Source organism: Haloferax prahovense DSM 18310, from assembly GCF_000336815.1.
Taxonomy (GTDB): Archaea; Halobacteriota; Halobacteria; order Halobacteriales; family Haloferacaceae; genus Haloferax; species Haloferax prahovense.
Window position 1 is genome coordinate 48,597 of sequence record NZ_AOLG01000008.1, and the last position, 22,014, is coordinate 70,610.

23 protein-coding genes are annotated in these 22,014 nt (G+C 69.1%); 8 read left to right on the plus strand and 15 right to left on the minus strand.

What is annotated here, in order from left to right; translation table 11 throughout:
* The first annotated feature begins 143 nt into the window (after positions 1 to 143).
* Positions 144 to 860 (plus strand): hypothetical protein, encoded by a 717-nt coding sequence (locus tag C457_RS00275; protein WP_008090902.1) that lies wholly within the window; start codon positions 144 to 146, stop codon positions 858 to 860.
* A 43-nt stretch (positions 861 to 903) separates the two neighbouring features.
* Here C457_RS00275 and hisB read toward each other — a convergent pair whose 3' ends face one another.
* On the minus strand, positions 904 to 1,497 hold the full coding sequence (gene hisB, locus C457_RS00280; protein ID WP_004974124.1) for an imidazoleglycerol-phosphate dehydratase HisB: 594 nt from the start codon (positions 1,495 to 1,497) through the stop codon (positions 904 to 906).
* A gap of 121 nt (positions 1,498 to 1,618) precedes the next feature.
* Between hisB and C457_RS20845 the strand changes: the two genes are divergently transcribed.
* Both C457_RS20845 and C457_RS00290 read left to right on the plus strand, forming a co-directional pair.
* Positions 1,619 to 1,777 (plus strand): hypothetical protein, encoded by a 159-nt coding sequence (locus tag C457_RS20845; RefSeq protein ID WP_233514263.1) that lies wholly within the window; start codon positions 1,619 to 1,621, stop codon positions 1,775 to 1,777.
* 45 nt (positions 1,778 to 1,822) lie between these two features.
* Positions 1,823 to 2,011, plus strand: a complete 189-nt coding sequence (locus C457_RS00290; RefSeq protein WP_008090904.1) for a hypothetical protein — start codon at positions 1,823 to 1,825, stop codon at positions 2,009 to 2,011.
* Between the two features lie 36 nt (positions 2,012 to 2,047).
* Here the strand turns inward: C457_RS00290 and hisA are convergent, their stop codons facing one another.
* Positions 2,048 to 2,764, minus strand: a complete 717-nt coding sequence (gene hisA, locus C457_RS00295; RefSeq protein ID WP_008090905.1) for a 1-(5-phosphoribosyl)-5-[(5-phosphoribosylamino)methylideneamino]imidazole-4-carboxamide isomerase — start codon at positions 2,762 to 2,764, stop codon at positions 2,048 to 2,050.
* Positions 2,765 to 2,906: 142 nt separating this feature from the next.
* Between hisA and glmM the strand changes: the two genes are divergently transcribed.
* Positions 2,907 to 4,271, plus strand: a complete 1,365-nt coding sequence (gene glmM / locus C457_RS00300; protein ID WP_008090906.1) for a phosphoglucosamine mutase — start codon at positions 2,907 to 2,909, stop codon at positions 4,269 to 4,271.
* A 45-nt stretch (positions 4,272 to 4,316) separates the two neighbouring features.
* On the opposite strand, the gene C457_RS00305 is transcribed toward glmM, so the two are convergent.
* From C457_RS00305 to C457_RS00345, 9 genes are all read right to left on the minus strand, one after another.
* Complete coding sequence (locus C457_RS00305; protein ID WP_008090907.1) at positions 4,317 to 4,568, minus strand: hypothetical protein; 252 nt, start codon at positions 4,566 to 4,568, stop codon at positions 4,317 to 4,319.
* Between the two features lie 90 nt (positions 4,569 to 4,658).
* Positions 4,659 to 5,027 carry a phosphoribosyl-AMP cyclohydrolase gene (gene hisI, locus C457_RS00310; protein ID WP_004974115.1) on the minus strand — a complete coding sequence of 123 codons (369 nt, stop codon included), beginning with the start codon at positions 5,025 to 5,027 and terminating at the stop codon, positions 4,659 to 4,661.
* A 76-nt stretch (positions 5,028 to 5,103) separates the two neighbouring features.
* The gene (locus C457_RS00315; RefSeq protein WP_008090908.1) at positions 5,104 to 6,156 is read right to left on the minus strand and encodes an A24 family peptidase; all 1,053 of its coding nucleotides are present in this window, start codon (positions 6,154 to 6,156) and stop codon (positions 5,104 to 5,106) included.
* Positions 6,157 to 6,229: 73 nt separating this feature from the next.
* Positions 6,230 to 7,171: a hypothetical protein gene (locus tag C457_RS00320; RefSeq protein ID WP_008090910.1), complete on the minus strand. Its 942-nt coding sequence runs from the start codon at positions 7,169 to 7,171 to the stop codon at positions 6,230 to 6,232.
* A 121-nt stretch (positions 7,172 to 7,292) separates the two neighbouring features.
* Positions 7,293 to 7,682, minus strand: a complete 390-nt coding sequence (fer, locus tag C457_RS00325; protein ID WP_004974109.1) for a ferredoxin Fer — start codon at positions 7,680 to 7,682, stop codon at positions 7,293 to 7,295.
* Positions 7,683 to 7,822: 140 nt separating this feature from the next.
* Positions 7,823 to 8,944, minus strand: a complete 1,122-nt coding sequence (locus C457_RS00330; RefSeq protein WP_008090912.1) for an inorganic phosphate transporter — start codon at positions 8,942 to 8,944, stop codon at positions 7,823 to 7,825.
* Positions 8,945 to 9,087: 143 nt separating this feature from the next.
* Positions 9,088 to 10,383: an O-acetylhomoserine aminocarboxypropyltransferase/cysteine synthase family protein gene (locus C457_RS00335; RefSeq protein WP_008090914.1), complete on the minus strand. Its 1,296-nt coding sequence runs from the start codon at positions 10,381 to 10,383 to the stop codon at positions 9,088 to 9,090.
* A gap of 126 nt (positions 10,384 to 10,509) precedes the next feature.
* Positions 10,510 to 11,757 carry a homoserine O-acetyltransferase MetX gene (metX, locus tag C457_RS00340; RefSeq protein ID WP_008090915.1) on the minus strand — a complete coding sequence of 416 codons (1,248 nt, stop codon included), beginning with the start codon at positions 11,755 to 11,757 and terminating at the stop codon, positions 10,510 to 10,512.
* A complete protein-coding gene (locus tag C457_RS00345) occupies positions 11,754 to 13,073 on the minus strand; it encodes an O-acetylhomoserine aminocarboxypropyltransferase/cysteine synthase family protein (RefSeq protein ID WP_008090917.1) in 1,320 nt (439 codons plus the stop codon). Before C457_RS00345 ends, metX begins: the two co-directional genes overlap by 4 nt.
* A 171-nt stretch (positions 13,074 to 13,244) precedes the next feature.
* Here C457_RS00345 and C457_RS00350 point away from each other — a divergent pair, with 171 nt between their 5' ends.
* The 4 genes from C457_RS00350 (at position 13,245) to ligA (ending at position 17,865) form a co-directional block, all read left to right on the plus strand.
* On the plus strand, positions 13,245 to 13,898 hold the full coding sequence (locus C457_RS00350; RefSeq protein ID WP_008090918.1) for a helix-turn-helix domain-containing protein: 654 nt from the start codon (positions 13,245 to 13,247) through the stop codon (positions 13,896 to 13,898).
* A gap of 99 nt (positions 13,899 to 13,997) precedes the next feature.
* Positions 13,998 to 15,350: a cytochrome P450 gene (locus C457_RS00355; protein ID WP_049913331.1), complete on the plus strand. Its 1,353-nt coding sequence runs from the start codon at positions 13,998 to 14,000 to the stop codon at positions 15,348 to 15,350.
* A 100-nt stretch (positions 15,351 to 15,450) separates the two neighbouring features.
* On the plus strand, positions 15,451 to 15,669 hold the full coding sequence (locus C457_RS00360) for a hypothetical protein (RefSeq protein WP_008090920.1): 219 nt from the start codon (positions 15,451 to 15,453) through the stop codon (positions 15,667 to 15,669).
* Between the two features lie 96 nt (positions 15,670 to 15,765).
* Positions 15,766 to 17,865 (plus strand): NAD-dependent DNA ligase LigA, encoded by a 2,100-nt coding sequence (gene ligA / locus C457_RS00365; RefSeq protein WP_008090921.1) that lies wholly within the window; start codon positions 15,766 to 15,768, stop codon positions 17,863 to 17,865.
* 62 nt (positions 17,866 to 17,927) lie between these two features.
* Here ligA and C457_RS00370 read toward each other — a convergent pair whose 3' ends face one another.
* From C457_RS00370 to C457_RS00385, 4 genes are all read right to left on the minus strand, one after another.
* Positions 17,928 to 18,851: an ABC transporter permease gene (locus C457_RS00370; RefSeq protein ID WP_008090922.1), complete on the minus strand. Its 924-nt coding sequence runs from the start codon at positions 18,849 to 18,851 to the stop codon at positions 17,928 to 17,930.
* Positions 18,848 to 19,918, minus strand: a complete 1,071-nt coding sequence (locus C457_RS00375) for an ABC transporter ATP-binding protein (protein ID WP_008090923.1) — start codon at positions 19,916 to 19,918, stop codon at positions 18,848 to 18,850. Before C457_RS00375 ends, C457_RS00370 begins: the two co-directional genes overlap by 4 nt.
* A gap of 175 nt (positions 19,919 to 20,093) precedes the next feature.
* Entirely contained in the window at positions 20,094 to 20,369 is a 276-nt protein-coding gene (locus tag C457_RS00380; protein ID WP_004974087.1) for a hypothetical protein, read from the minus strand.
* A gap of 66 nt (positions 20,370 to 20,435) precedes the next feature.
* Positions 20,436 to 21,956 carry a methyl-accepting chemotaxis protein gene (locus C457_RS00385; protein WP_008090926.1) on the minus strand — a complete coding sequence of 507 codons (1,521 nt, stop codon included), beginning with the start codon at positions 21,954 to 21,956 and terminating at the stop codon, positions 20,436 to 20,438.
* Between the last annotated feature and the right edge of the window lie 58 nt (positions 21,957 to 22,014).

The window sequence follows — 22,014 nt, forward strand, 5'->3', positions numbered from 1 at the left end:
CGGGCGGGTGCATTAAGTGGTACGTCGCCGACGGCGGCTGACTGGAGACGTCGCGTGGGCGTCGGGTGGACGACGCCACGGGCAGGCGACCGACGCCGCGGCCGGGGAGTGGGTTTAACCGTCGGCGCGGAGACCCGTCGTGCATGCGCGAGCTACGCACCTGCGACTTCTGTGGGACCGACGCCGTCGGCGTGTTCGAGGTACTGCCGCCGGAGTTGACGCCGGCCGACGACCAGCGCCGCGTCGTCCTCTGCGAACACTGCGAGGAGACGCTGAGCGAGGTCATCGCGCCGCTTCTCTCCCGACTCGGCGTCGACGCTGGCGTCGACGTGCCCGACGACGCACGGGCCGAGACGGGCGCGTCCGCGGCACCGGAGCGGACCGCGAGCGGGTCGGGCGGCGAGGCCGCCTCGGTCGACGTGAACGCGGTCGACCCCGCGCCGACGCCGCCGGAACCGGCGAACCACGACTCGCCGGACGAGGCCGACGACCACGAGGAGTCGGGAGACGACGCGGACGACGACGACGGCGAGGACGAGGCCGAGAGGTCCGACGGTGCCGCCCGGGCGGCCGACGAGACCGCCGACGAACCCGAGCGGCTCGACAGTGACGCCGAGTCGGACGCCGACGATGAGACTGAAACCGGCGGCGACTCGTCCGACCCCGGCGAGGAGCCGCCGAAGTTCCGAAAGGTCATTCGCATCCTCCAGAACCGCGAGTTCCCCGTCGAGCGGGCGGAGGTCGAGGCGCTGGCGTCTGGCGCGTACGACCTCGAGGACGACGAGGTCGCCGACATCTTCGACTACGCGGTCGAACGCGGCCTGCTCGTCGACGACTCGGGGACGCTCCGGCGACCCTGAGAGTCGAGTGCGGGAGGTCGGGGAGAACGGGGCGGACTGGCGACTACAGCTTTCCTTTGGTACTCGGCGTGTCCGAGCGCCGCGGGTCCACGCGGGTCGCGTCGTCGAGCGAGCGCGCGAGCGCCTTGAACAGCGCCTCGACCTCGTGGTGGGCGTTGTCGCCCTCGACGCCCGCGTGGAGCGTGAGGCCGGCGTTCATCGACAGCGACATCGCGAAGTGTTCGGCCATGTGGCTGGTGAACTCGCCGACGTAGGGCTGGGAGAACTCGCCCGAGAACTCGAAGAAGGGGCGGCCCGACACGTCCACGACGACGGAGGCGACGGCCTCGTCGAGCGGGACCTTGCGGTCGGCGTAGCGGACGATGCCGCGCTTGTCGCCGAGCGCCTCGGTGAACGCCTCGCCGAGGACGATGGCCACGTCCTCGACGGTGTGGTGGTCGTCGATGTGGAGGTCGCCGTCGCACTGGACGGTCAGGTCGAACAGGCCGTGTTTGGCGAAGGCCTCCAACATGTGGTCGAAGAATCCGATACCGGTGTCGACGACCGCGTCGCCGTCGCCGTCGATGGACAGCGTCACGTCGATGGTCGTCTCGGACGTCTCGCGGGAGACGGCCGCGCGTCGGTCGGCGTCGCTCATGTCGCGTTCGAAGCGGGCCGCGCATATAGGGATTCTCGTCGTGCGGCGGCGGCCGCAGCCCGCCGCAGCGTCAGACGCACGTCTGACGGACGTTCATAACTTCGGACGCGTACGGTGGGGTATGCAGCGAAAGGGAGCGCTGGTGGTGGGCTACACCATCTGCGTCGGGGGACTCCTGCTCACCGCCCGGTCCGGGGTGGCTGTCGCGCTCGGCGTCGCGCTGGTGACGCTCGCGGTCGGCGCGGCGGTACTCGGCGGAGGCGTCCTGGGTGGGCGATAACCGACCGATGCGGCTGGAATCGAGTCGTCCGGAGGCGAGCGACTGATGCGGCGCGGAGCGACCGCCAGCCCGAAACGCGACGTGGTGACCCTCAGTATGCTCGTTCTCGCCGGGCCGTTCCTCGCGACCTCGCGTCCCGAGACCGCGATTATCGGCGCGCTGTTCGTCGCCGTCGGCGTCTACGGGACCGTCGAGAGCCTCGCCGCGGCCGTTTTCGCGTACCTCGACGCGTAGCGTCTCGGTCAGGTCGTGTCTCGCCGCGTCGGCGACCTACGCCTCCATCGCTTCTTCGAGCGTGAACCGCCCCTCGTAGAGCGCGGTGCCGACGACGGTCGCCGCCGCGCCCGCCTCGCGGAGCGCGCGGACGTCGTCGAGCGAGGCGACGCCGCCGGAGGCGACGACGGGAATATCGACCGCGTCGACGACCGCCGAGGTCGTCTCGAGGTGGACGCCTTCGAGTTGGCCCTCCACGTCCACGTCGGTAAACAGGATGGCCGCCGCGCCGAGTTCCTCGTACCGGGCGGCCGCCTCGGCGGGGTCCAGGCCGGTGCCCTCGGTCCAGCCGGAGACGACGACCTCGCCGTCTTTCGCGTCGAGACTGACCATCACGCCGTCGGGGTAGTCGTCGGCGAGTTCGGCGACGATGTCGGGGTTCTCGACGGCCGCGGTGCCGAGGATGACGCGGTCGACGCCGCGGTCCAGAAGGTCGCGGGCGTCGTCGGCGGTGCGGATGCCGCCGCCGAGTTGGAGCGGCACGTCGACCGCGTCGAGGACGGCGTCGACCGCCGGGGCGTTCTTCCGCTCTCCCTCGAACGCGCCGTCGAGGTCGACGAGGTGGAGCGTCTCCGCGCCGGCGTCGACCCAGCGGCGAGCGGCCTCGACCGGGTCGCCGTAGGTCTTCTCGGTGCCGCGTTCGCCCTGTACGAGCTGGACGACCTCGCCGTCTTGCATGTCGACCGCGGGGACGACTTCGAACTCCGGGAACATACGCCACCGTGGGCGAGCGACGTGCGTAAACGCACCGGATACGGCGACCCGGATGATTGGGCGACTCGAATCGGGCGACGAACGTACCGAGCGAGCCACCAGTTCGGAACGGCTTTGTCGCGCCGGGGTGCACACACACTCAATGAAACTCTTCGGTTCCAGCGGCACCCGCGGCGTGGTGGGTGAGAGCCTCACACCGGAGTTCGTCCTCCGCGTCGCCAAGGCCGCCGGCACGGTCTGGAACGCAGACCGGGTCGCCATCGCACGCGACACCCGAACAACGGGTGAGATGTTCGTCAACGCCGCCGAGTCCGGGCTGGCGAGCGTCGGCGTCGACGTGGACGACCTCGGCGTCGTCCCCACCCCCGCCGCCGTCCGGTACTGCGAGAACCAGGGCGTTCCGGGCGTCGTCATCACGGCCTCGCACAACCCCCCGGAGTTCAACGGCGTCAAACTCGTCGGCGACGACGGCGTCGAACTCGCCGTCGAGGAGTTAGAGCGCATCGAAGACCACATCCTCGCCGAGGAGTTCGACGTGGCCGAGTGGGACGCCGTCGGGAAGACCCGGTGCGTCGAGACGGCGAACGACGACTACCGCGAGGACCTCCTCGCCAGCGTCGACCGCGAGAAAATCGCCGACGCGAACCTCACGGTCGCGCTCGACCCCGGCCACGGCGCCGGGTCGCTCGTCACGCCCGACTTCCTCCGCGAACTCGGCTGTGAGGTCCGCACCGTCAACGCCCAGCCAGACGGCCACTTCCCCGGCCGCCAGTCCGAACCGGTTCCCGAGAACCTCCGCGACCTCGAACGACTCGTTCGTGCGACCGACGCCGACGTGGGAATCGCCCACGACGGAGACGCCGACCGGGCCGTCTTCGTGAACGAGCGCGGCGAGTGCATCTCCGGCGAGGCGTCGCTGGCCGCCCTCGCGGCCGCAGCCCTCCAACCGGGCGACGCGACCGTCTCCGCGGTGAACGTCTCCCAACGGCTCGTCGACGTCTGCGAGGAGGTCGGTGCCGACCTCGAACTCACGCCCATCGGCGCGACGAACCTCATCACCCGCATCCGCGAACTCTGGCGCGAGGGTCGGAACGTCCCCATCGCGGGCGAGGGTAACGGGGGAGTGTTCTACCCCAACTACCGTCTCGTCCGCGACGGCGCGTACATCGCGGCGAAGTTCCTCGAACTCGTCGCCGAGCGCCCGCCGAGCGAACTCGTCGCGCCCTACGAGGACTACTACAACGTCCGCATCAACCTCGAATACGACGAGGAATCCGAGTTGACGGCGATGCTCAACGCCGCCGCAAACTACGCGGAATCCGCCGACGCGACGCCGAACACGACCGACGGCTACCGCCTCGACTACGGCGACGCGTGGGTGCTCGTCCGCCCCTCGGGGACCGAGCCGAAAGTCCGCGTCTACGCCGAGGGGCGCTCCGAGGAGCGCGCGACCGAACTCGCCGAGGACGCCGCCGACGCGCTTCGAAGCGCGGTCACGACGCTGTAACTCGGCGACAGCACCGGGGAGAAAGAATCACTTTTCGCGCGCCACTCACAGGCTAATCGCCGCGAACAGGAGCGCCAGCGCGCCGAACACCAACAGCATGAAGCCGCGTTCGAGGCCGTCGCCGTCGAGTTCGTCGTCCGGCGGGTCCTCGCGGGTCGGGTCGAGGACGAACTCCGGGTCGTCCGAGCGGGCGACCCGACGGGCGGCCGCGGCGCTCTTGAGCAGCCGGCCGCCGAGGGCGAAACAGCCCAGCCCCACGACGATGGCGACCACGGAAATCGGATTGACGCTCAGCATCGGCCGGCGACCGCGGTCATCGGTCGGTCGACCCGTCGGTCGCGATGATCGACAAAGCGGCCGTCCCCGTCATCGGTCGGCTCGCATCGGTCACTCGTCGTCGTAGACCGCGTCGGGGTCGAAGACGCGCTCGCCGACGTTCTCGCCCTCGACGGTGCGGTAGAAACACGACCGGTGACCGGTGTGGCACGCGCCGACGTTCTGGTCGACGAGATACAACAGGGTGTCCGCATCGCAGTCGACGCGAACCTCCCGAATCTCCTGTGTGTGGCCGCTGGACGCACCCTTCTCCCAGAGTTCGTCGCGGCTCCGCGAGTAGTAGTGCGCCCGACCCGTCTCGACGGTTCGGTCGAGCGCCTCGGGCGAGACGTACGCCAGCATGAGCACCTCTCCGGAGTCGGCGTCCTGCGCCACGGCGGGGACGAGGCCGTCCTCGCCGAAGTCGACATCGACGGTCATGATTCGGGTCACGCAGTGGCCGGGGTTATCTCTTGTGCGTCGCCGCGCGGAAACTACGCACGACCCGCGCGGGTTCTCAGACGATACCGAGCGCGCCGAGGACGCCGAAGAGGATGTCGCCGTAGACGAACGCGACGACGAGACCGACGAACATGGGGACGAGAAACGGAATGCCCGGCGAAATCCAGACCGACTCGCGGGCCGTCACGAGTTCCAGTCCGCCGCGGAGTTTCTCGGGCGAGGTGCCGTAGGCGGTGCCCTCGATGCTGTCGAGGAACTGGGCCGCGCCCCACGGGTCGTCGAACGACGCGTCCGCGTCGGCTTCGGCGGTGTCGCCTCCAGCGCCGTCGTCCGCGGTATCGCCGTCGACCGCATCCTCGTCGTCGAGGTTGGGCGACGCGCCGCCGTCGGTCGCCGCGCGGTGGACCGCGCCGTCGGTCGGGTCGAACGTCTCGCCGATGCTGTCGGGGTCGCGGAGGGCGTCCGGGTCCGAACGCAGGTCCGCGAGCGTGAGGCCGCGCCAGCGGAGGTACATCCGGAGCGCGTCGAGGTCCAGCCCGTTCCGCGTCACGCCCTCGGGCGACTCGAACAGGCGGCCGTGGGCCGTCGAGAGCGACGGGACACCGACGCGGCGGCCGACGAACGAGATGGGGAACTCGAACTCGCCGTCGGCGAGGTTCCGGGCGGCGAGGAACAGCGGGTAGGCGAGGCCGACGATGACCGTGTTCGTGAGAATCGTCATCGAGAAGACGCCGAGGCGGGTGGCGGCGAGCGGGAACTCCGTTCCGGCGAGGGTGTAACTGGGGAACGTCGGGAGCAGGACGGCGAACACCATGAGCGCCTTCGCGTCCGCGCCGCCGAAGCCGCCGAGCCGCCAGAACAGGTACGAAAGCGGGACGACGAAACAGACGCTTACGCCGACGCGAATCAGGTACAGCCGGTCGAACACCGTCTCGGGCGGCAGGTGGCCGACGAGTTCCCACGCGAGCAGGACGAGCCCCAGCGCCGCGAGCGGATACCAGACGACGTTGGGGACGCGCCGCGTGCGGACGTCGCGTACCGCGGTCCACGCGAGGACGGGGAGCACCACCAACCGCAGGAGGTCGGGGAGCGTTCCGATACCGAACATACCCGCAGACTGGGGGCAGGGGAGTTAGGTGTTCGGGACGGGTATCAATCCTGAAACCGACCCCGGCGACGCGTCAGAGCAACGCGAGTTCGACGAAGCCGACGAGTCGAATCGAAAGCGAGAACAGCGCCATCGTGGCCGCGGGAACCCACGCCGACTTCGAGCGGCCGAAACCGAGGGCCGCCACGCCGAACGCGAGCGCCCACAGGGCGTGTTCGACGCCGCCGGGAACGTCGGCGAAGACGGTTCCGAGCGCGGCCACGGCGAACAGTCCGAAGGCGAACGCGGGAGCGAGTGTCGGGCGCGAGAGGGGTCGAATCGACCGCTCGACCACGCCTCGGTACGTCACGCCGGCGGCGACGCAGCCGCAGACGGTAGCGACGAGGAGAAGCGAGACGACGCTGACCCGCCACGGCTTCGGGAAGGCGACGAGCGTGAACGCGGCGTCCCGAAGCACCGAGTGAAAGAACGTCGCGAGCGCGGCCGTCGTAGCGACGGCGCGCGCGGACGAGAGTCCGACCCGCGACGAGGCGAGGTCGAACACCGCCGCGACGAGAATCCCGAACCCGAGGCCGGTGAGTGCCGCGTCTTCGGCGGTCCGAACCGCCGCCGTCGCGACCGACGCCTCCGGATGGTACGTCCAGCCGAGGAGCGCGGCGAGCGAGGCGTCGAATCCGACCGCAAAGAGGACGCTCGCCGCGATGACGGCGAGCGCGGGAGCGAGAGCCGTCGCCGCCGCGTCGCCGAGTCGGGAGCGCTCGGGAGGCCCGAACGAGAGCGAAACGCCGCGGTAGCGCGCGTAGACGAGCGTCGGAACCGCGAGGCCGGCGACGTTCGGCGACGCGAGCGTGCCGACTATCGGGACGCCGCGGAGCCTGAGCGCGACCCAGTAGCTGGCCGCGCTCGCCACCGTGAGACAGGCGAGAAAGAGCCCGAGTCGACCGAGTTCGGTCGCTTCGCTCGGGAGCGAATCGTCGGGGCGGAGTTCGCGGACGACGGTCGTGACTCTCGACACGGGTGGAGCGACCGGTCGGCGGGACAAATCGCTGTCGGCCTCTCGGCTCGGACGGGGGCGGAAACGGCGTACCCGTCGGTCACGGGTGCGACGCGTCGAAAGAAATGTTCGGGATAGCGCCTTAGATGACGCGGTTCTGCAGGTAGTCGAGGTGCTTCGCGTTGTAGACGATCTTGACCTCGTCCTCGACCGGCGAACCGATGCAGGTGAGACGGACGTTCTTGTCGTTGACTTCCTCGTCGGAGAGGATCTGCTGCATGTCCATCTCGATTTCGCCCTCCTTCAGGATGGACGCACAGTTCGCACAGGCACCTGCGCGGCAGCTGAAGGGCCAGTCGTAGCCCTGGGCCTCGGCGGCTTCCAGGATGTACTCGCCCTGGTTGACTTCCATCTCACCGTAGTCTTCGGCGTCGAGACCGGCGTCAGCGGCCTGCTCGAAGAGGTCGTCGTCGTCGAGGTCCCAGCCGTTGTCGTCGAGAACTTCGTAGTTGAGGTAGGTTACCGTGGGCATCGACAGAGGATTCGAAGGCCACCCCATTAGACTTTGCTGTTCCGTGCGCCGAATTCGACCCGCGCCGCGGCGGCGGCCGCCCGTTTGTCACATTGTTGACCGTGATAGTTCCGGGTTGACAGATGCGGCGATTGAACGCTTCAGATAACGCCAGCGGAGAACAGCGCGTACGACGCGAGGGCCGAAAGCGAGGGCGTGAGCATCCAGAAGAAGATGACCCGCCCGGTCGTGCCGGGGTCGAACAGATCCTGCGCGGAGAGTTCGTCGGGGGCTTCCTCGCCCATCTTCGGCACCTCGTCCTCGCGTTCGACGGTGAGGGCATTGACCGATACCTGCGGGGCCTCGCCGCCGCTCAGGGCCTCGCCGAGAGTGACGGTTCGGGTCGCCCGTCCCCAGCCGAGGCCGACGATGCACATCGTCGCGCTCACGGCGAGGCTGGCGGGGATACCGATGGCCGACAGGAAGGAGATGAGCGACGCGCTCACCGTCTCGACGATGAGCGCCGCGAGGATGGGCAACTGCGTGAGGTCGTTGCCGACGGTGTCGAGCGTCCGACGGGCGATGGTGAACGCGCCGAGACCGATGGCGCCGCCGGCGATGAGGATGCCCGTGTTCATCTCGACCGCGCCGTTGCCGACGAGCGGGGCGACCGCGTTGGCGACGTTCGACGCGCCCGCGGAGAACGCCATGTAACAGGCGACGACGACGACGAGGACGGTGCTCCCGAACTCGCGGTACGTCGTGTTCGGCCCGAGTCGCGGTCGCGGAACGCCGCCGTCGCGGTCGAGCCTGACGAGGGCACCGGGGCTCTGGTCGAGTTTGAGCCACGCATCGAGGTAAGGGTAGATGTACCGACCGATGACCGCGCAGATCCAGAAGGCGATGACGGGCGCGACGATCCACCACGAGATGATTTCGAGCATCACGCGGGAGTCGAGCGACCCGTTGGCGAGGCCGAGACCCGCGATGGCCCCGACCGCCGTCATCGACGTGGAGGCGGGGACGCCGAAGGGGTTAGAGACCAACAGCGCGAGGCCGACGAAAAAGAGGACGGCGACGCTCGCCGCGAGGGTGAACTCGCTTTGCGGGACGATTTCGCCGCCCATCTTGGCGACGACCTCCCTCCCGAGCGTCCACCCACCGAGGAGCGCGAACCCCGTCATCAGGGCCGCTGCGGCGAGTTTCCCGAGTACACCGCTCCCGACCGCGGGACCGAAGGCGACCCCCGTGGACGAGCCGCCGATGTTGAACCCGACGAACACTGCCACCAGGAGACCGACGAAGAGGAGTGCTTCTACCACGGAGCTACCTACTGGCGCGGGAATAAAAGGAACGGCGGTCGGTGGCCGGTCAGTCCGCCGACGCGGCGGCCGGGAACGACTCGCCCGAGGCGAGCGCGCTCAGTTCAGTTCGACGCGGCGCGAATGGCCTGGTCGAGGTCGTCGATGATGTCGTCGACGTCCTCGATGCCGACCGACAGGCGGACCATGTCGGGCGTGACGCCCGCGGCGGCCTGTTCGTCTTCCGTGAGCTGCTGGTGCGTCGTGGACGACGGGTGGATGACGAGCGTCTTCGCGTCGCCGACGTTGGCGAGGAGCGACGCGAGTTCGACGTTGTTGACGGTGCCCTTGGCGGCCTCGTAGCCGTCGGTGAGGCCGAAGGTAATCATGCCGCCGTAGCCGCCTTCCAGGTACTTCGAGGCCTCCTCGTGGGTCTCGTGGGATTCGAGGCCGGGGTAGTTCACCCACGACACCTTCTCGTGGTCGTCGAGGAACTCCGCGACGGCCTGCGCGTTCTCGCAGTGCGCGCGCATCCGAAGCGGGAGCGATTCGAGCTTTTCGAGCGTCTGCCACGCGTCGAACGGCGACTGGGCGTTGCCGAGGTCGCGCAGGCCGCGGGCGATGCCGGCGTAGGTGAAGCCGGCGGGACCGAACGTCTCGTCGAAGTTGACGCCGTGGTACGCCGGGTTCGGCTTCGCGATTTCGGGGTAGTCGTCGGCGTACTCGTCCCACGGGAAGGTGCCGCCGTCGATGAGGATGCCGCCGATGGTCGTGCCGGCCCCGTGAATCCACTTCGTCGTGGACTGCCAGACGAGGTCCGCGCCGTGCTCGATGGGGTTACAGAGGTACGGCGTGGCGAACGTGTTGTCCACGAACAGCGGCGTCCCGTGGTCGTGGGCGACCTCGGCGATGGCCTCGATGTCCGGCGTCACGAGCGCCGGGTTGCCGATGGTTTCGAGGTGGACGAACGCGGTGTCGTCGTCGATGGCTTCCTCGTAGGCGTCAACGTCGAGCGTGTCCACGAACCGGGTCGTGACGCCGCGGCGCTCGACGGTGTGGGTGAGGTAGGTGTAGGTCCCGCCGTACAGCGACGACGCGGAGACGATGTTGTCGCCGGCCGAGGCGAGCAGGAAGGTAGCGAGGTCGAACGCGGCCATCCCGGACGAGGTCGCGACCGCGCCCACGCCGCCTTCGAGCGACGCGAGGCGCTCCTGCAGCATCCCGACGGTGGGGTTCATCAGCCGCGAGTAGATGTGCCCCGGTTTTTCGAGGGCGAACTGCGCGGCGGCGTCGGCGGCGTCTTCGAAGACGTACGAGGTGGTCTGGTACAGCGGCGGGGCGCGCGCGCCCGTCGCGGAATCGGGACTCTGTCCGGCGTGGAGGCTCCGAGTGTGGAAGCCCGGGCTGTCGTCGTCGCTCATACCCGAACGTCGAATCGAACGGGGGTAAAGCGGGGTGTCGGTCGCAATTCCCGCCGGCTTCTGCGACGTGGGACCGACGCGAAAGAGGAAAACCGCCGGGGAGAAGCAGGAACGACGGAGAGACCGTCAGCGCGAGAACAGCGAGGAGTGGACCGGTGCGAAGTCCTCCTCCTCGTCGGGTTCACCGCCGTCGGTCGCGGTGTCGGTCACGGCGCGGCCCGCGACGCCCTCGTCGACGAAGTCGCCGAGCGGCGGCCCGACCTTCTCTGGTTCGACGAGGAAGGCGTCGTGGCCGTGGTCGGACTCGACGACGTGGTGGGCGACCGGCACGTCGACGCGGCGGAACGCGCCCGCCAGCGACTCCGACTGCTCGGTCGTGAAGTGCCAGTCGCCGGTGAAGGAGACGAGGAGCGACTCGCCCTCGAAGGCGGCGAGGGCAGCCGCGTCGGACTCGTAGCCCTCCGAGAGGTCGAAGTCGTCCATGGCGCGCGTGAGGTACAGGTACGAGTTGGCGTCGAAGCGCTCGGCGAACTTCTCGGCCTGGTAGTCGAGGTAGGACTCGACCTCGCGGTACGGGAAGAACGCGGCCGCGGGGTCCGACGGGAAGGCGTCGCCGCGGTCCCCGCGGCCCGCGGAGCGCCGGCCGAACTTGCGCTCCATCGAGTCCTTCGAGAGGTACATCAGGTGGCCGAGTTGGCGGGCGAGTCCGAGGCCCGCGTCGGGCGTGGCGCGATCCTCGCCGTAGTAGTCGCCGCCGTTCCAGTTCGGGTCCGAGGTGATGGCGCGGCGAGCGACGGCGTCGATGCCGAGACACTGCGAATCGAGGCGGGCCGCCGAGGCGACGACGGCGAGGCGCTCCACGTCGTCGGGGAACTGCACGGCCCAGTCGAGGGCGTTCATGCCGCCGACGGAGCCGCCGACGACGGCGTGGAGGCGGCCGACGCCGAGGTGGTCGAGCAGGCGGCGCTGGGCGCGGGTCCAGTCGTGGACGGTGACCGGCGGGAAGTCGGTCCCCCACGGCTCGCCGTCGGGTCCCTCGCTCGCCGGGCCGCTCGTGCCGTAACACGACCCCGGGACGTTCACGCAGATGACGTAGTAGTCGTTCGTATCGAGCGCCTTGCCCGGCCCGACGATGTCGCCCCACCACGCGCGGGCCTGCCCGGAGACGCCCGACTCGGTGCCGTGGCCGGCGACGTGCTGGCTCCCGGTGAGACCGTGACAGACGAGGACCGCGTTCTGTCCGTCGAACTCGCCGTAGGCCTCGTAGGCGACCTTCAGGTCGGGCAGTATCTCGCCCGACTCGAACTCGTGTTCGCCGATGTCGACCACGTCGGATTCGACCCGGCGACCGGGCGTGGTTCGCGTGCGGCTCATGGCTCCTCCGGGCCCCCGTCGGCCTGCTGACGCAGGGCGTGTTCGATTGCCTGGTCGAGGTCGGCGATGATGTCGTCGGCGTCCTCGATGCCGACAGACAGTCGAAGCATGTCGGGCGCGACGCCCGCGGCGCGCTGTTCGTCCATCGAGAGTTGGGCGTGCGTGGTCGACGCGGGGTGGATGAGGAGCGTCTTCGCGTCGCCGATGTTGGCGAGGAAGCTCACGAGGTCGACCGACTCGCAGACGGTCTTGGCGGCCCCGTAGGCCGCCTCGTCGTCCGCGCCGTCGAGGCCGAAGGTGACCATGCCGGCGTAGCCGCCCTGCAGGTACTCCGAGGCGAGGTCGTGGGTCTCGTGGTCCTCGAAGCCGGGGTAGGTGACCCACGCGACGCCGTCGCGGTCGCGGAGGAACTCGGCGACCTGCCGGGCGTTCTCGCAGTGGGCGCGCATCCGGAGCGCGAGCGTCTCGACGCCCTGAAGCGTCTGCCAGGCGTCGAACGGCGACTGGCAACTGCCGGTGCTCCTGACGGCGCGCTGGCGGACGGCCTCGGCGAAGGCGCGCTCGCCGAACCGCTCGACGAAATCGACGCCGAAGGCGGGGTTCTCGCCGGAGAGTTCGTCGTAGTCGGCCGCGTCCCACGGGAAGGTGCCGCCGTCGACGACGACCCCGCCGACGGTCGTGCCGGAGCCGTGGAGCCACTTCGTCGTGGACTCCCAGACGATGTCCGCGCCGTGTTCGATGGGCCGACAGAGTGCTGGTGTGGCGAACGTGTTGTCCACGACGAGCGGGACGCGGTTCTCGTGGGCGACCTCGGCGATGGCCTCGAAGTCCGGCGTCTTCAGCGAGGGGTTCGCCACCGTCTCGACGTGGACGAAGGCGGTGTCCTCGTCGATGGCGTCCTCGTAAGCGTCCACGTCGAGCGTCTCGACGGTCCGGGATTCGATACCGCGCCTGACGGCGGTCTTCGAGAAGTACGAGGCCGTGCCGCCGTACATATCCTCCGAGAGGACGACGTTGTCGCCGACCGACGCGAGAACGGTCGTGAGCGCGTCGAGCGCGCCCATCCCGGAGGCGGTGGCAACCGCGTCGACGCCCGATTCGAGGGCGGCGAGGCGGCGTTCGAGGATGCGGGTCGTCGGGTTGGAGATGCGGGAGTAGACGTCGCCGTCGGCTTCGAGGGCGTACAGGTCCGCGGCGTGGTCCGCGTCGTCGAAGACGTACGACGTGGTCTGATAGAGTGGCGGGGCGCGGGCCCCTGTCGCCGGGTCCGGGTCCTGTCCGGCGTGGAGGCCGAGCGTGCGGAAGCCTCGGTTCATGTATGAGGTGCATAATCTTCGACAGAGGAATAACCGTCAGTTACGGCAAGCGTTGCCCGTGGTTAGGGGTGAAAAGCGGCGGCCAGTTCGGAGGGGAGCCCGGGAGAAACGAGACGCCCCGCGCCGGAGAGTAACTTGCATACCTCGGCGGCGCGAGGGAGGATATAACGCATGAAGTGTCTCCGGGCCCACTTCGACGCCGACGAGAACCCGTTCGGGAGCCCGTACGACGTGTTCGCGGTCGACGGCCGACACCCGTGCGGGGAGCTTCGCGACCTACGGCTCCGGCCCGACGGAACCGTGGTCGAACTCTGCGTCCTCGAAGACGCGCCGCCGGACGTCGAGGCGCGGCTGGCCGACCACCCCGATATCGTCGATTTCGACGCGGGCGAGACGGCCGACGGCGGTGTCGTCTGCCACGTTCATCTCGTCCCCGACGACGACGTGCGCCGCCTCCTCGAACTCGTGGACGAACACGACCTGCTTCTCGACACGCCGATTCGGCTCACCCGCGAGGGCGTCGTCGTCAACGTCCTCGGGAGCCACGCGCAGCTCTCGGGCGCGGTCACGTCGCTGCCCGACTCGCTCACCGACGCGTTCTGCGTGGACGGCCTCTCGGACTACGAACCGGTCCGCGGCGGCGTCCGCGCGGACCTCACCGCCCGCCAGCGCGAAGTCCTCGACACCGCCGTCGAGCGCGGCTACTACGACATCCCGCGTCGGGTGTCGGTCGAGGAACTCGCCGGCGAACTCGGCTGCTCGCAGAGCACCGTCTCGGAACACCTCCGGAAGGTCGAATCGCGCGTGATGAATCGACTCGGGTGACGGCCGCCGGCGTCGCGTCGCCGACTTGGTGGACCACCATATAAAGGGCCGGCCGGCATCGGCAGTAGCGCCATCCCGGTTCCGCCCGTAGCTTCATCCATGTCAGAAGCGACGCAAGGCGGTCGAGAACGACCGCCGAGTCCCCCGTCGAAGCCCGTGGTCCACCACACCCTTCGGTACGCGGACGACCCGCTCGCGTTCGTCACCGGGGTCGCCCGCGAGTACGGTCCGGTCGCCGAGTACGACATCGGCGGCATCTCGTTTTACCAGCTGAGCGACCCCGAACTCGTCGAGCACGTCCTCGTACAGGAGAACCAGCGGTATATCAAAGGCGAGCTGTTTCAGGAATCGCTCGGGACGGTCCTCGGTGACGGCCTGCTCACGAGCGAAGGCGAGTTCTGGCGACAGCAGCGCCACCTGATGCAGCCTGCGTTCCTCCCGCAGATGCTCCGGCGCTACAGCGAGGTAATGGTCGACTACACGGAGCGCATGCTGTCGTCGTGGGAAGACGGCGAGACGCGCGACATCCACGAAGACATGATGAGCCTCACCGTCGAAATCGCCGCGAAGACGCTGTTCGACGTGGACATCCGCGAGGAGGAGTCCGCCGTCGGCGACGCCCTCGAAACCGTCATGGACTACTCGTCGACCTCGCTGAAGCGCCCGGTGGACGTGCCCCGGTGGGTCCCCACCCCGCGCAACCGTCGGTATCAGCAGGCGCTGGACGACCTCACCGAGGTCGTCGGCCGAATCGTGACCGAGCACCGCGACGACGACCCCGACCCCGAGGCCAACGACGTCGTCTCACTCCTGTTGACGTTCCGCGACGACGACGGCGAACCCCTGCCGGACGAGCAGATACGCGACGAACTCGTGACCATCCTCCTCGCCGGCCACGAGACGACCGCGCTGGCGCTCACCTACACGCTCCACCTCCTCGGGACGAACCCCGAGCAGGCGGCGACGCTCCGCGAGGAACTCGACACTGTCCTCGACGGCGAGCGCCCCGGCTTCGGCGACCTCGACGACCTGACCTACACCGAGCAGGTCGTCAAGGAGGGGATGCGGGTCTACCCGCCGGTGTGGGAACTCATCCGCGAGGCCGCCGAACTCGACACAGTCGGCGGCTATCGCGTCGAACCCGGCCAGACCGTCTCGGTCCAGCAGTGGGTGCTCCACCGCGACCCGCGGTTCTACGACGACCCCCTCGACTTCCGGCCGAGTCGGTGGACGAAGGCGTTCGAACGCGACCTCCCGAAGTACGCCTACTTCCCGTTCGGCGGCGGCCCGCGGCGGTGTATCGGCGACCGCTTCGCCATGCTGGAAGCGCGTCTCGCGCTGGCAACGATTGCCCGGTCGTGGACGGTCGACCCGACCCACGACCTGTCGTTCGACCCCTCGATTACGCTCCGACCCGAGGGGTCGGTCGAGATGGTCGTGAACCGCAGGTGAGCGGTCGGCGGGAGTCGAGTCGTCGGCGCACAGTCTCATCCCCGGCTTCGCCCGCCGTCGTCGCCAACACGCTTATTCCCCGAGACCGAAGACCGGTTTCATGGCCGGAGACTTCCTCCTCGTCGCCGCCGTCTTTCTCGCAGTCGGCCTCCCGGCGGCGGCGTTCCCCTCCCGCGTGTCGAAACTCGGCGAGCGGGTCGACGCCATCGGGAGCAAGACTTCCAAAGACGAGGTCGAACCCGCCGAGTGGAACGTGACGCTCACGCGGTTCGTCGGCGTCTTCACGTCCGCGCTCGGAGTCGCCTACCTGTTCGCGTGACGCGGCGCGGTTCGGGCGGGAGTCGTCGCGGCCGGAACGTCGCCGTTCGCCGCCACCCCGGAGCGTTTACCCGCCGTCCGGCCGACACCCGAACCAATGAGCGACGCCGACGTCAACGCCGAGTCGAACCCGTACCTCCGCGACCCGCCGACCGAGTTCGAACCCGCCGAGTCGCTCTCGCGCGAAGCGGCCGAAGAACAGGCCGCGCTCCTCCGCGAAGCCGTCCGCGAACACGACCACCGGTACTACGTCGAGGCCGACCCGCTCGTCTCCGACGCGGCCTACGACGCGCTGTTCTCCCGACTCGTCGCGCTCGAAGGCGCGTTCGACCTCGACACGACCAACAGCCCGACGAACCGCGTCGGCGGCGAGCCAATCGACGCGCTGGAGACGGTCGAACACGTCGCGCCCATGCTCTCTATCGACCAGAGCACCGACGCCGACGACCTCCGGGAGTTCGACGAGCGCGTCCGCCGCGAGGTCGGTGAGGTCGACTACGTCTGCGAACCCAAGTTCGACGGCCTCTCGGTCGAAGTCGTCTACGAGGGCGGCGAGTTCGCCCGCGCGGCCACCCGCGGTGACGGCCGACGCGGCGACGACGTGAGCGCGCAGGTGAAGACGATTCCGACCGTGCCGCTGTCGCTCCGCGGCGACCACCCCGACCGACTGGCCGTCCGCGGCGAGATTCACATGCCGAAGTCCGACTTCAGCGACCTCAACGCCCGGCGCGTCGAGGCCGGCGAGGACGCCTTCGCCAACCCCCGGAACGCGGCCGCCGGGACGCTCCGCAACCTCGACCCCTCGGTCGTCGCCGACAGACCGCTCGCGGTCTTCTTCTACGACATCCTCGACGCGAGCGCGCGACCCGACAGCCAGTGGGCGGCGCTGGACCGCCTACGCGAGTGGGGCCTCCGCGTCGCCGACCGGGTCGAGCGCGCCGAGGACGTAGCGGGGGCCATCGAATACCGGAACCGGATGCAGGCGGCCCGCGACGACCTCGACTACGAAATCGACGGGACGGTCATCAAGGTGGACTCGCGGGAGGCCCGCGAGCGCTTGGGCGAAAAGAGTCGCTCGGTCCGCTGGGCGTTCGCCTACAAGTTCCCCGCCCGCCACGAGGTGACGACCGTCCGCGACATCGTCGTGCAGGTCGGGCGGACAGGCCGGCTCACGCCGGTCGCCATCCTCGACCCCGTCGACGTGGGCGGCGTCACCGTCTCGCGGGCGACGCTCCACAACCCCGACGAGATAGCCGCCCTCGGCGTCGCGGTCGGCGACCGCGTCCGCGTCAAACGCGCCGGCGACGTGATTCCGCAGGTTGTCGAAGTCACGGAGGACGGCGGCGGAAGCTACGAGTTCCCCGACGAGTGCCCGGTCTGCGGGAGCGCGGTTGACCGCGACGGCCCGCTGGCGTTCTGCTCGGGCGGGCTTTCGTGTCCGGCCCAGCGGGAGGCCTCTATCGGCCACTTCGCGGTCAAGGGCGCGATGGACATCGACGGCCTCGGCGGGGAGCGCGTCTCCCAGCTCGTTGACGCCGGCCTCGTCGAGACGGTCGCCGACCTGTACGGCCTGACGGTCGACGACCTCGCCGAGTTAGAAGGGTGGGGCGAGACGAGCGCCGAGAACCTCGTGACCGCCGTCGAGAACTCGACGAACCCCTCTCTCGACTCGTTCCTCGTCGGCCTGAGCATCCCCGAGGTCGGAGAAGCGACCGCCCGCGGTCTCGCCCGCGAGTTCGGGTCGATCGAGGCGTTTCCCATCGAATCCGACGCCGACGAAAGCGAGTTCGACGCGTTCGAAGAACGTCTGACGACGGTGCCCGACGTGGGCGAGACGGTCGCGCGCCGCGTCCGCGACTTCTTCGAGAACGCGGACAACCGCGCCGTGATTCGCGCGCTCCTCGACCGCGGCGTCGACCCCGACCCCGTCGAATCGGGCGGCGACGAACTCGACGGCCTGACGTTCGTCGTGACCGGGACGCTCGCCGCGAGCCGGGGCGACGTGAAGGACCTCGTCGAATCTCACGGTGGCAGCGTTACCGGCTCCGTCTCGGGCAACACCGACTACCTCGTCGTCGGCGAGAACCCCGGCCAGTCGAAGCGCGACGACGCCGAGGCGAACGACGTGCCGACGCTCACGGAAGCCGACTTCGAAGAACTGCTCGCGGAGCGCGGCGTGGCGTACCCGCCAGAATAGTCGGCAGTCGGTGGGGAGTCGCGAAAGCGGTCGTTACCGCCTCGGCGGTCCGCGTCTCCGCTTCAGAGGTCCGCCTTCTGGAACGCGCGGTAGCCGAGCAGCGGCGGGACGACGATCCACGCGAGGAGGATAGCGAGGATGAACGGCCCGGTGAAGTAGAACGGAAGCGCCTCGCTGAAGGTCGCCTCGATGGCGAGTCGCTCGCCGAGTCCGGCCTTGAACAGGCGGGCGGCGACCGCGGGGCCGTACAGCTCCGCGACAAGCGTCTCGTAGGCCCGAAGCGGGTTCAGGTACTTGATGAAAAGGCGCATCTGGACGACTTGGGGCGCGGTCAGCGCGGTGAGACCGAGCTGCTCGATGACCCAGTTGACGAGCCGCGGGACGCCCGTCGCGACCGTCGACCAGAGGACGGCGAAGATGAAGTACAGCCCGACAGTGCCGAACAGCGCCTGTCGCTGGGACGCCGAGGTCGCGGAGAGCCAGACGCCGATGGAGACGAACGCCGTGGCGAGAAGTCCCGAGAGTGCGACCTGTCCCGCGTAGGAGACGAACATGACCTGCCCACCGGTGAACAGCATCGCGAAGAGGGCGACGACGAAGCCGACGAGCATCGAGATGATGACGACGAGCGTGCGGCCGACGAGCTTTCCGAACACCACGTCGCGCCGGGAGTTCGGCAGCGACAGCAGGAGCTTGATGGTGCCCGACTCGCGCTCGTCGATGAGCGAGCCGTGGGCCGTTACGAGCGCGATAAGCGCGAGGACGAACCCGAGCATGCCCGCGTAGGAGAAGTTGAACAGCCCGCCCGGCGCGGTGGTGAGGCCGAACAGCGTCTCGGAGTTCGCGCCCGCGCCAGAGAGCAGGACGCCGTAGAACAGCGCCGTCGACCCGCCGATGAGGAGGGCGAAAAACAGCGTCAGGCCGAGGAGCCACCGCGACCGGAGGGCGTCGCGGAAGTCCTTGCGCGCGACCGATTCGAGCGTCATGCTGTCACCTCCGGTTCGCCGGCCGAGTCGTCACCCTCGGTGTACGCGAGGAAGATGTCCTCCAGCGACGCGGAGTCAGTCTCGAAGTCGGCCACCNCCTCCGGTTCGCCGGCCGAGTCGTCACCCTCGGTGTACGCGAGGAAGATGTCCTCCAGCGACGCGGAGTCAGTCTCGAAGTCGGCCACCGTGGCACCGTTCGATTCAACCGCTTCGATGACGCGCGTCTTCGCGTCGTCGGTACAGCCGACGACGAGGCGGTCGCCGTCCGATTCGACCGACGAGACGCCGTCGAGGGCGCGGACAGCGTCGAGGTCTGCGTCGCCGTCGACGTCGAGTCGGAGAACCGAGTCGGTCTCGATTCGGCTACGGAGCCCCTCGATGGTGTCCTCGGCGATGAGCTCGCCGTCGCGCATGATGCCGACGCGGTCGCAGACCGCCTCGACCTGTCCGAGGACGTGGCTGGAGAAGAACACCGTCGCGCCGCGGTCGGCCTCGGTGCGGACGATTTCGCGCATCTCGCGTGCGCCTGCGGGGTCGAGACCGGAGGATGGCTCGTCGAGGACGAGGAGGTCGGGACTTCCGGCGAGCGCCATCGCGAGCGCGAGGCGCTGGGACATCCCCTTGGAGTAGCCGCCGGCGCGGCGGTCCGCCTCGTCGGGGTCGAGGCCGACGCGGGAGAGCAGTTCGTCGGGGTCGTCGTCGGCTTCCTTGGACTCGATGGCGAACTCGACGTGTTCGCGCCCGGTCAGCCGGTCGTACACCTCGTAACCTTCGGGGAGCACGCCGGTCCGACGCCGGACGGCCACGCTCTCGGCCTGCGCGTCGTGTCCGAGCACGCGGACGGACCCGCTCGTCGGGCGCACGAAGTCGAGAAGCATGTTGATAGTCGTCGATTTTCCGGCACCGTTGGGACCGAGGAACCCGAAGACCTCACCCTCCGCGACGGAAAACGTGAGGTCGTCGACGGCGGTGACGCCGTCGGCGTCGGACGACGGGAGGAGAGAATCGAACAGTCCCTCGTCGTCTTCGAACCGTTTCGTCACCCCGTTCAGTTCGATGGCGGCCATGGGCGGGCCTGCGTCGTACTGGGTTAAAGGGTTTTAGGTGCAAAAATCACGGGCGATAACATTCCCGCGCGGAGCGGGGGGTCAGACGGAGGGGGTTACATCGCCGCAGTCGTGCGATTCGGTCGGCTTCGACGGCCGGTATCGACGGTCGATGTCGACGGTCGGCGGGGCCGCCTCAGACCTCTTCGTCGGGTTCGTGGGAGTCAGCCATCTTCGTGGCCTCCGTCGCGTACCGCTCGCGCAGGTCGTCGTCACTTACTGGTTCGAGGTTCTCGGTCGGCGCGTCGATGGCGGCGGTCACGGTCATCCGGCGCTGGTGCATCACGGCCGCGGCGAGCTCCTTCCGGAGTTCGTACTCGCCGTCCGGCGTCGCGTAGATGAGGATGATGAGGTCCCGGTCGTCGTAGGACCGCTCGACCAACCAGAGCCGCGTCGTGTCGTCGTCGCTCATGGCCCGTGGTTCGGACGGGGTTCCCTTACGCGTGCCGGCATCGACGCCGGCCGTTCGGAACCCGACTCAGGAGCTATTGCCCGTCAGCTCCTCGACTTCCATGGCGAGCGACGACAGCGCCTGCGTGCTCTCGTCGGTCGCGCTGACGATGCTGTCGACCGCGCCCTCGGTCTCGACGGTCCGGTCGCGCACGTCCTCGATGGTCGCGGTCAGTTCCTCGACCGCCTCGGCCTGCTCGTCGGTCGCGCGGGAGACCTCCGCGACGCCGTCGGCGGCGGTGTCGATGGAGGTGGCGATTTCCTCGAACGCCGCCAGCATCTCGGAGATGCGGTCGTCGGCGTGCTCGATGCGGTCGTTCGACTCCGTCGCCGCGTGGACCGCCTCGCCGGTCTGCGACTGGATGTCCTCTATCTGCGCGGTGATGTCTTCGGTGTGCTGGCGCGTCTCGTCGGCGAGCGACTTGACCTCCTCCGCGACGACGGCGAACCCGTCGCCGTCCTCGCCGGCGCGAGCGGCCTCGATGTTCGCGTTGAGCGCGAGCAGGTTCGTCTGTTCGGCCACCTCGGAGATGACCTCAACGACCGCCTCGATGTCGTCCATGCGGCCGCCGAGTTCGGTCACGCGGTCGACGAGTTCGTCGCCCATCGTGACGACGCTCTCGGTCGCCTCTCGCGCCTCGCTGTTGGCCTCGCGGCCCTCGGCGGTCGCCTGCCGCGCCTCCGTAGCCGCCGTGTCGACCTCGTCGGCGGTCGCGGCGACCTCCTCCATCGTCGCGCTGAACTGCTGCATCTGGGTCGCGCCCTCGTCGAGGAGGTCGCGCTGTTCCTCGACGTTGTCGACGATGGCGTCGGCCGCCGAGGCGGCCCGCGTGACCGCCGCGGTCGCCGTCTCCGTCTCGTCTTCGACGTTCGACGCCAGCGTCGAGAGATTGCGCGCCGTCTCGTTGACCGCGTCGACGACGAGGTAGAGCTGGTCGTCGACGGCCCCGCTCTCGTCTATCGTCGCCCGCGCGTCCAGGTTGCCCCCGCTCAACTGGGTCAGCGTCGATTCGACCTCGGAGACGAGCGCGGCAACCTCGCGGTGGCGCTCGACTTCCGTCGTCCGGTTGCGGACGGTCTGGAGGACGCCGACGAGCTCGTCGTCCTCGTAGAGCGGCATCGCCGTGTGCCGGGCGTGGCAGTCGTCGCCGTTCACGTCCGCAAACGTCTCCTCTACGGCGTAGAGCAGGCGGTCGGGGTCGTCGAGTTCCACGCCGTCGAGCGCCGCCGCGTCGCGGGGGTTGTCGAGGACCTGCCCCGCGAGCACGCTGGCCGCGGAGTCGCCGTAGAAGGCATCACCGAGGTCGCGTCGGCCCAGCGCGGCGTCCGCGGACGTGCCGGTCAACGACTCGACGCCGGCGTTCCACGCCGCGATGCGACCCTGCTCGTCGAGGACGAACGCCGGGAGGCCGACGCCGTCGAGCAGTACGTCGTCGTCGACGTTCAAGTCCGGCGCGTCCGTGGCGGAACCGGCGACGATTCCGCCGTCCGGTAACGGAGTCTCCTCACCGAACCACGAGCGGACGCGTGAGAGTATACCAAGTGACATTAGAGGCCACGTTTCAGAGCATCACAGGAGTATCTTTCGAGCATATTATCAAATTAGA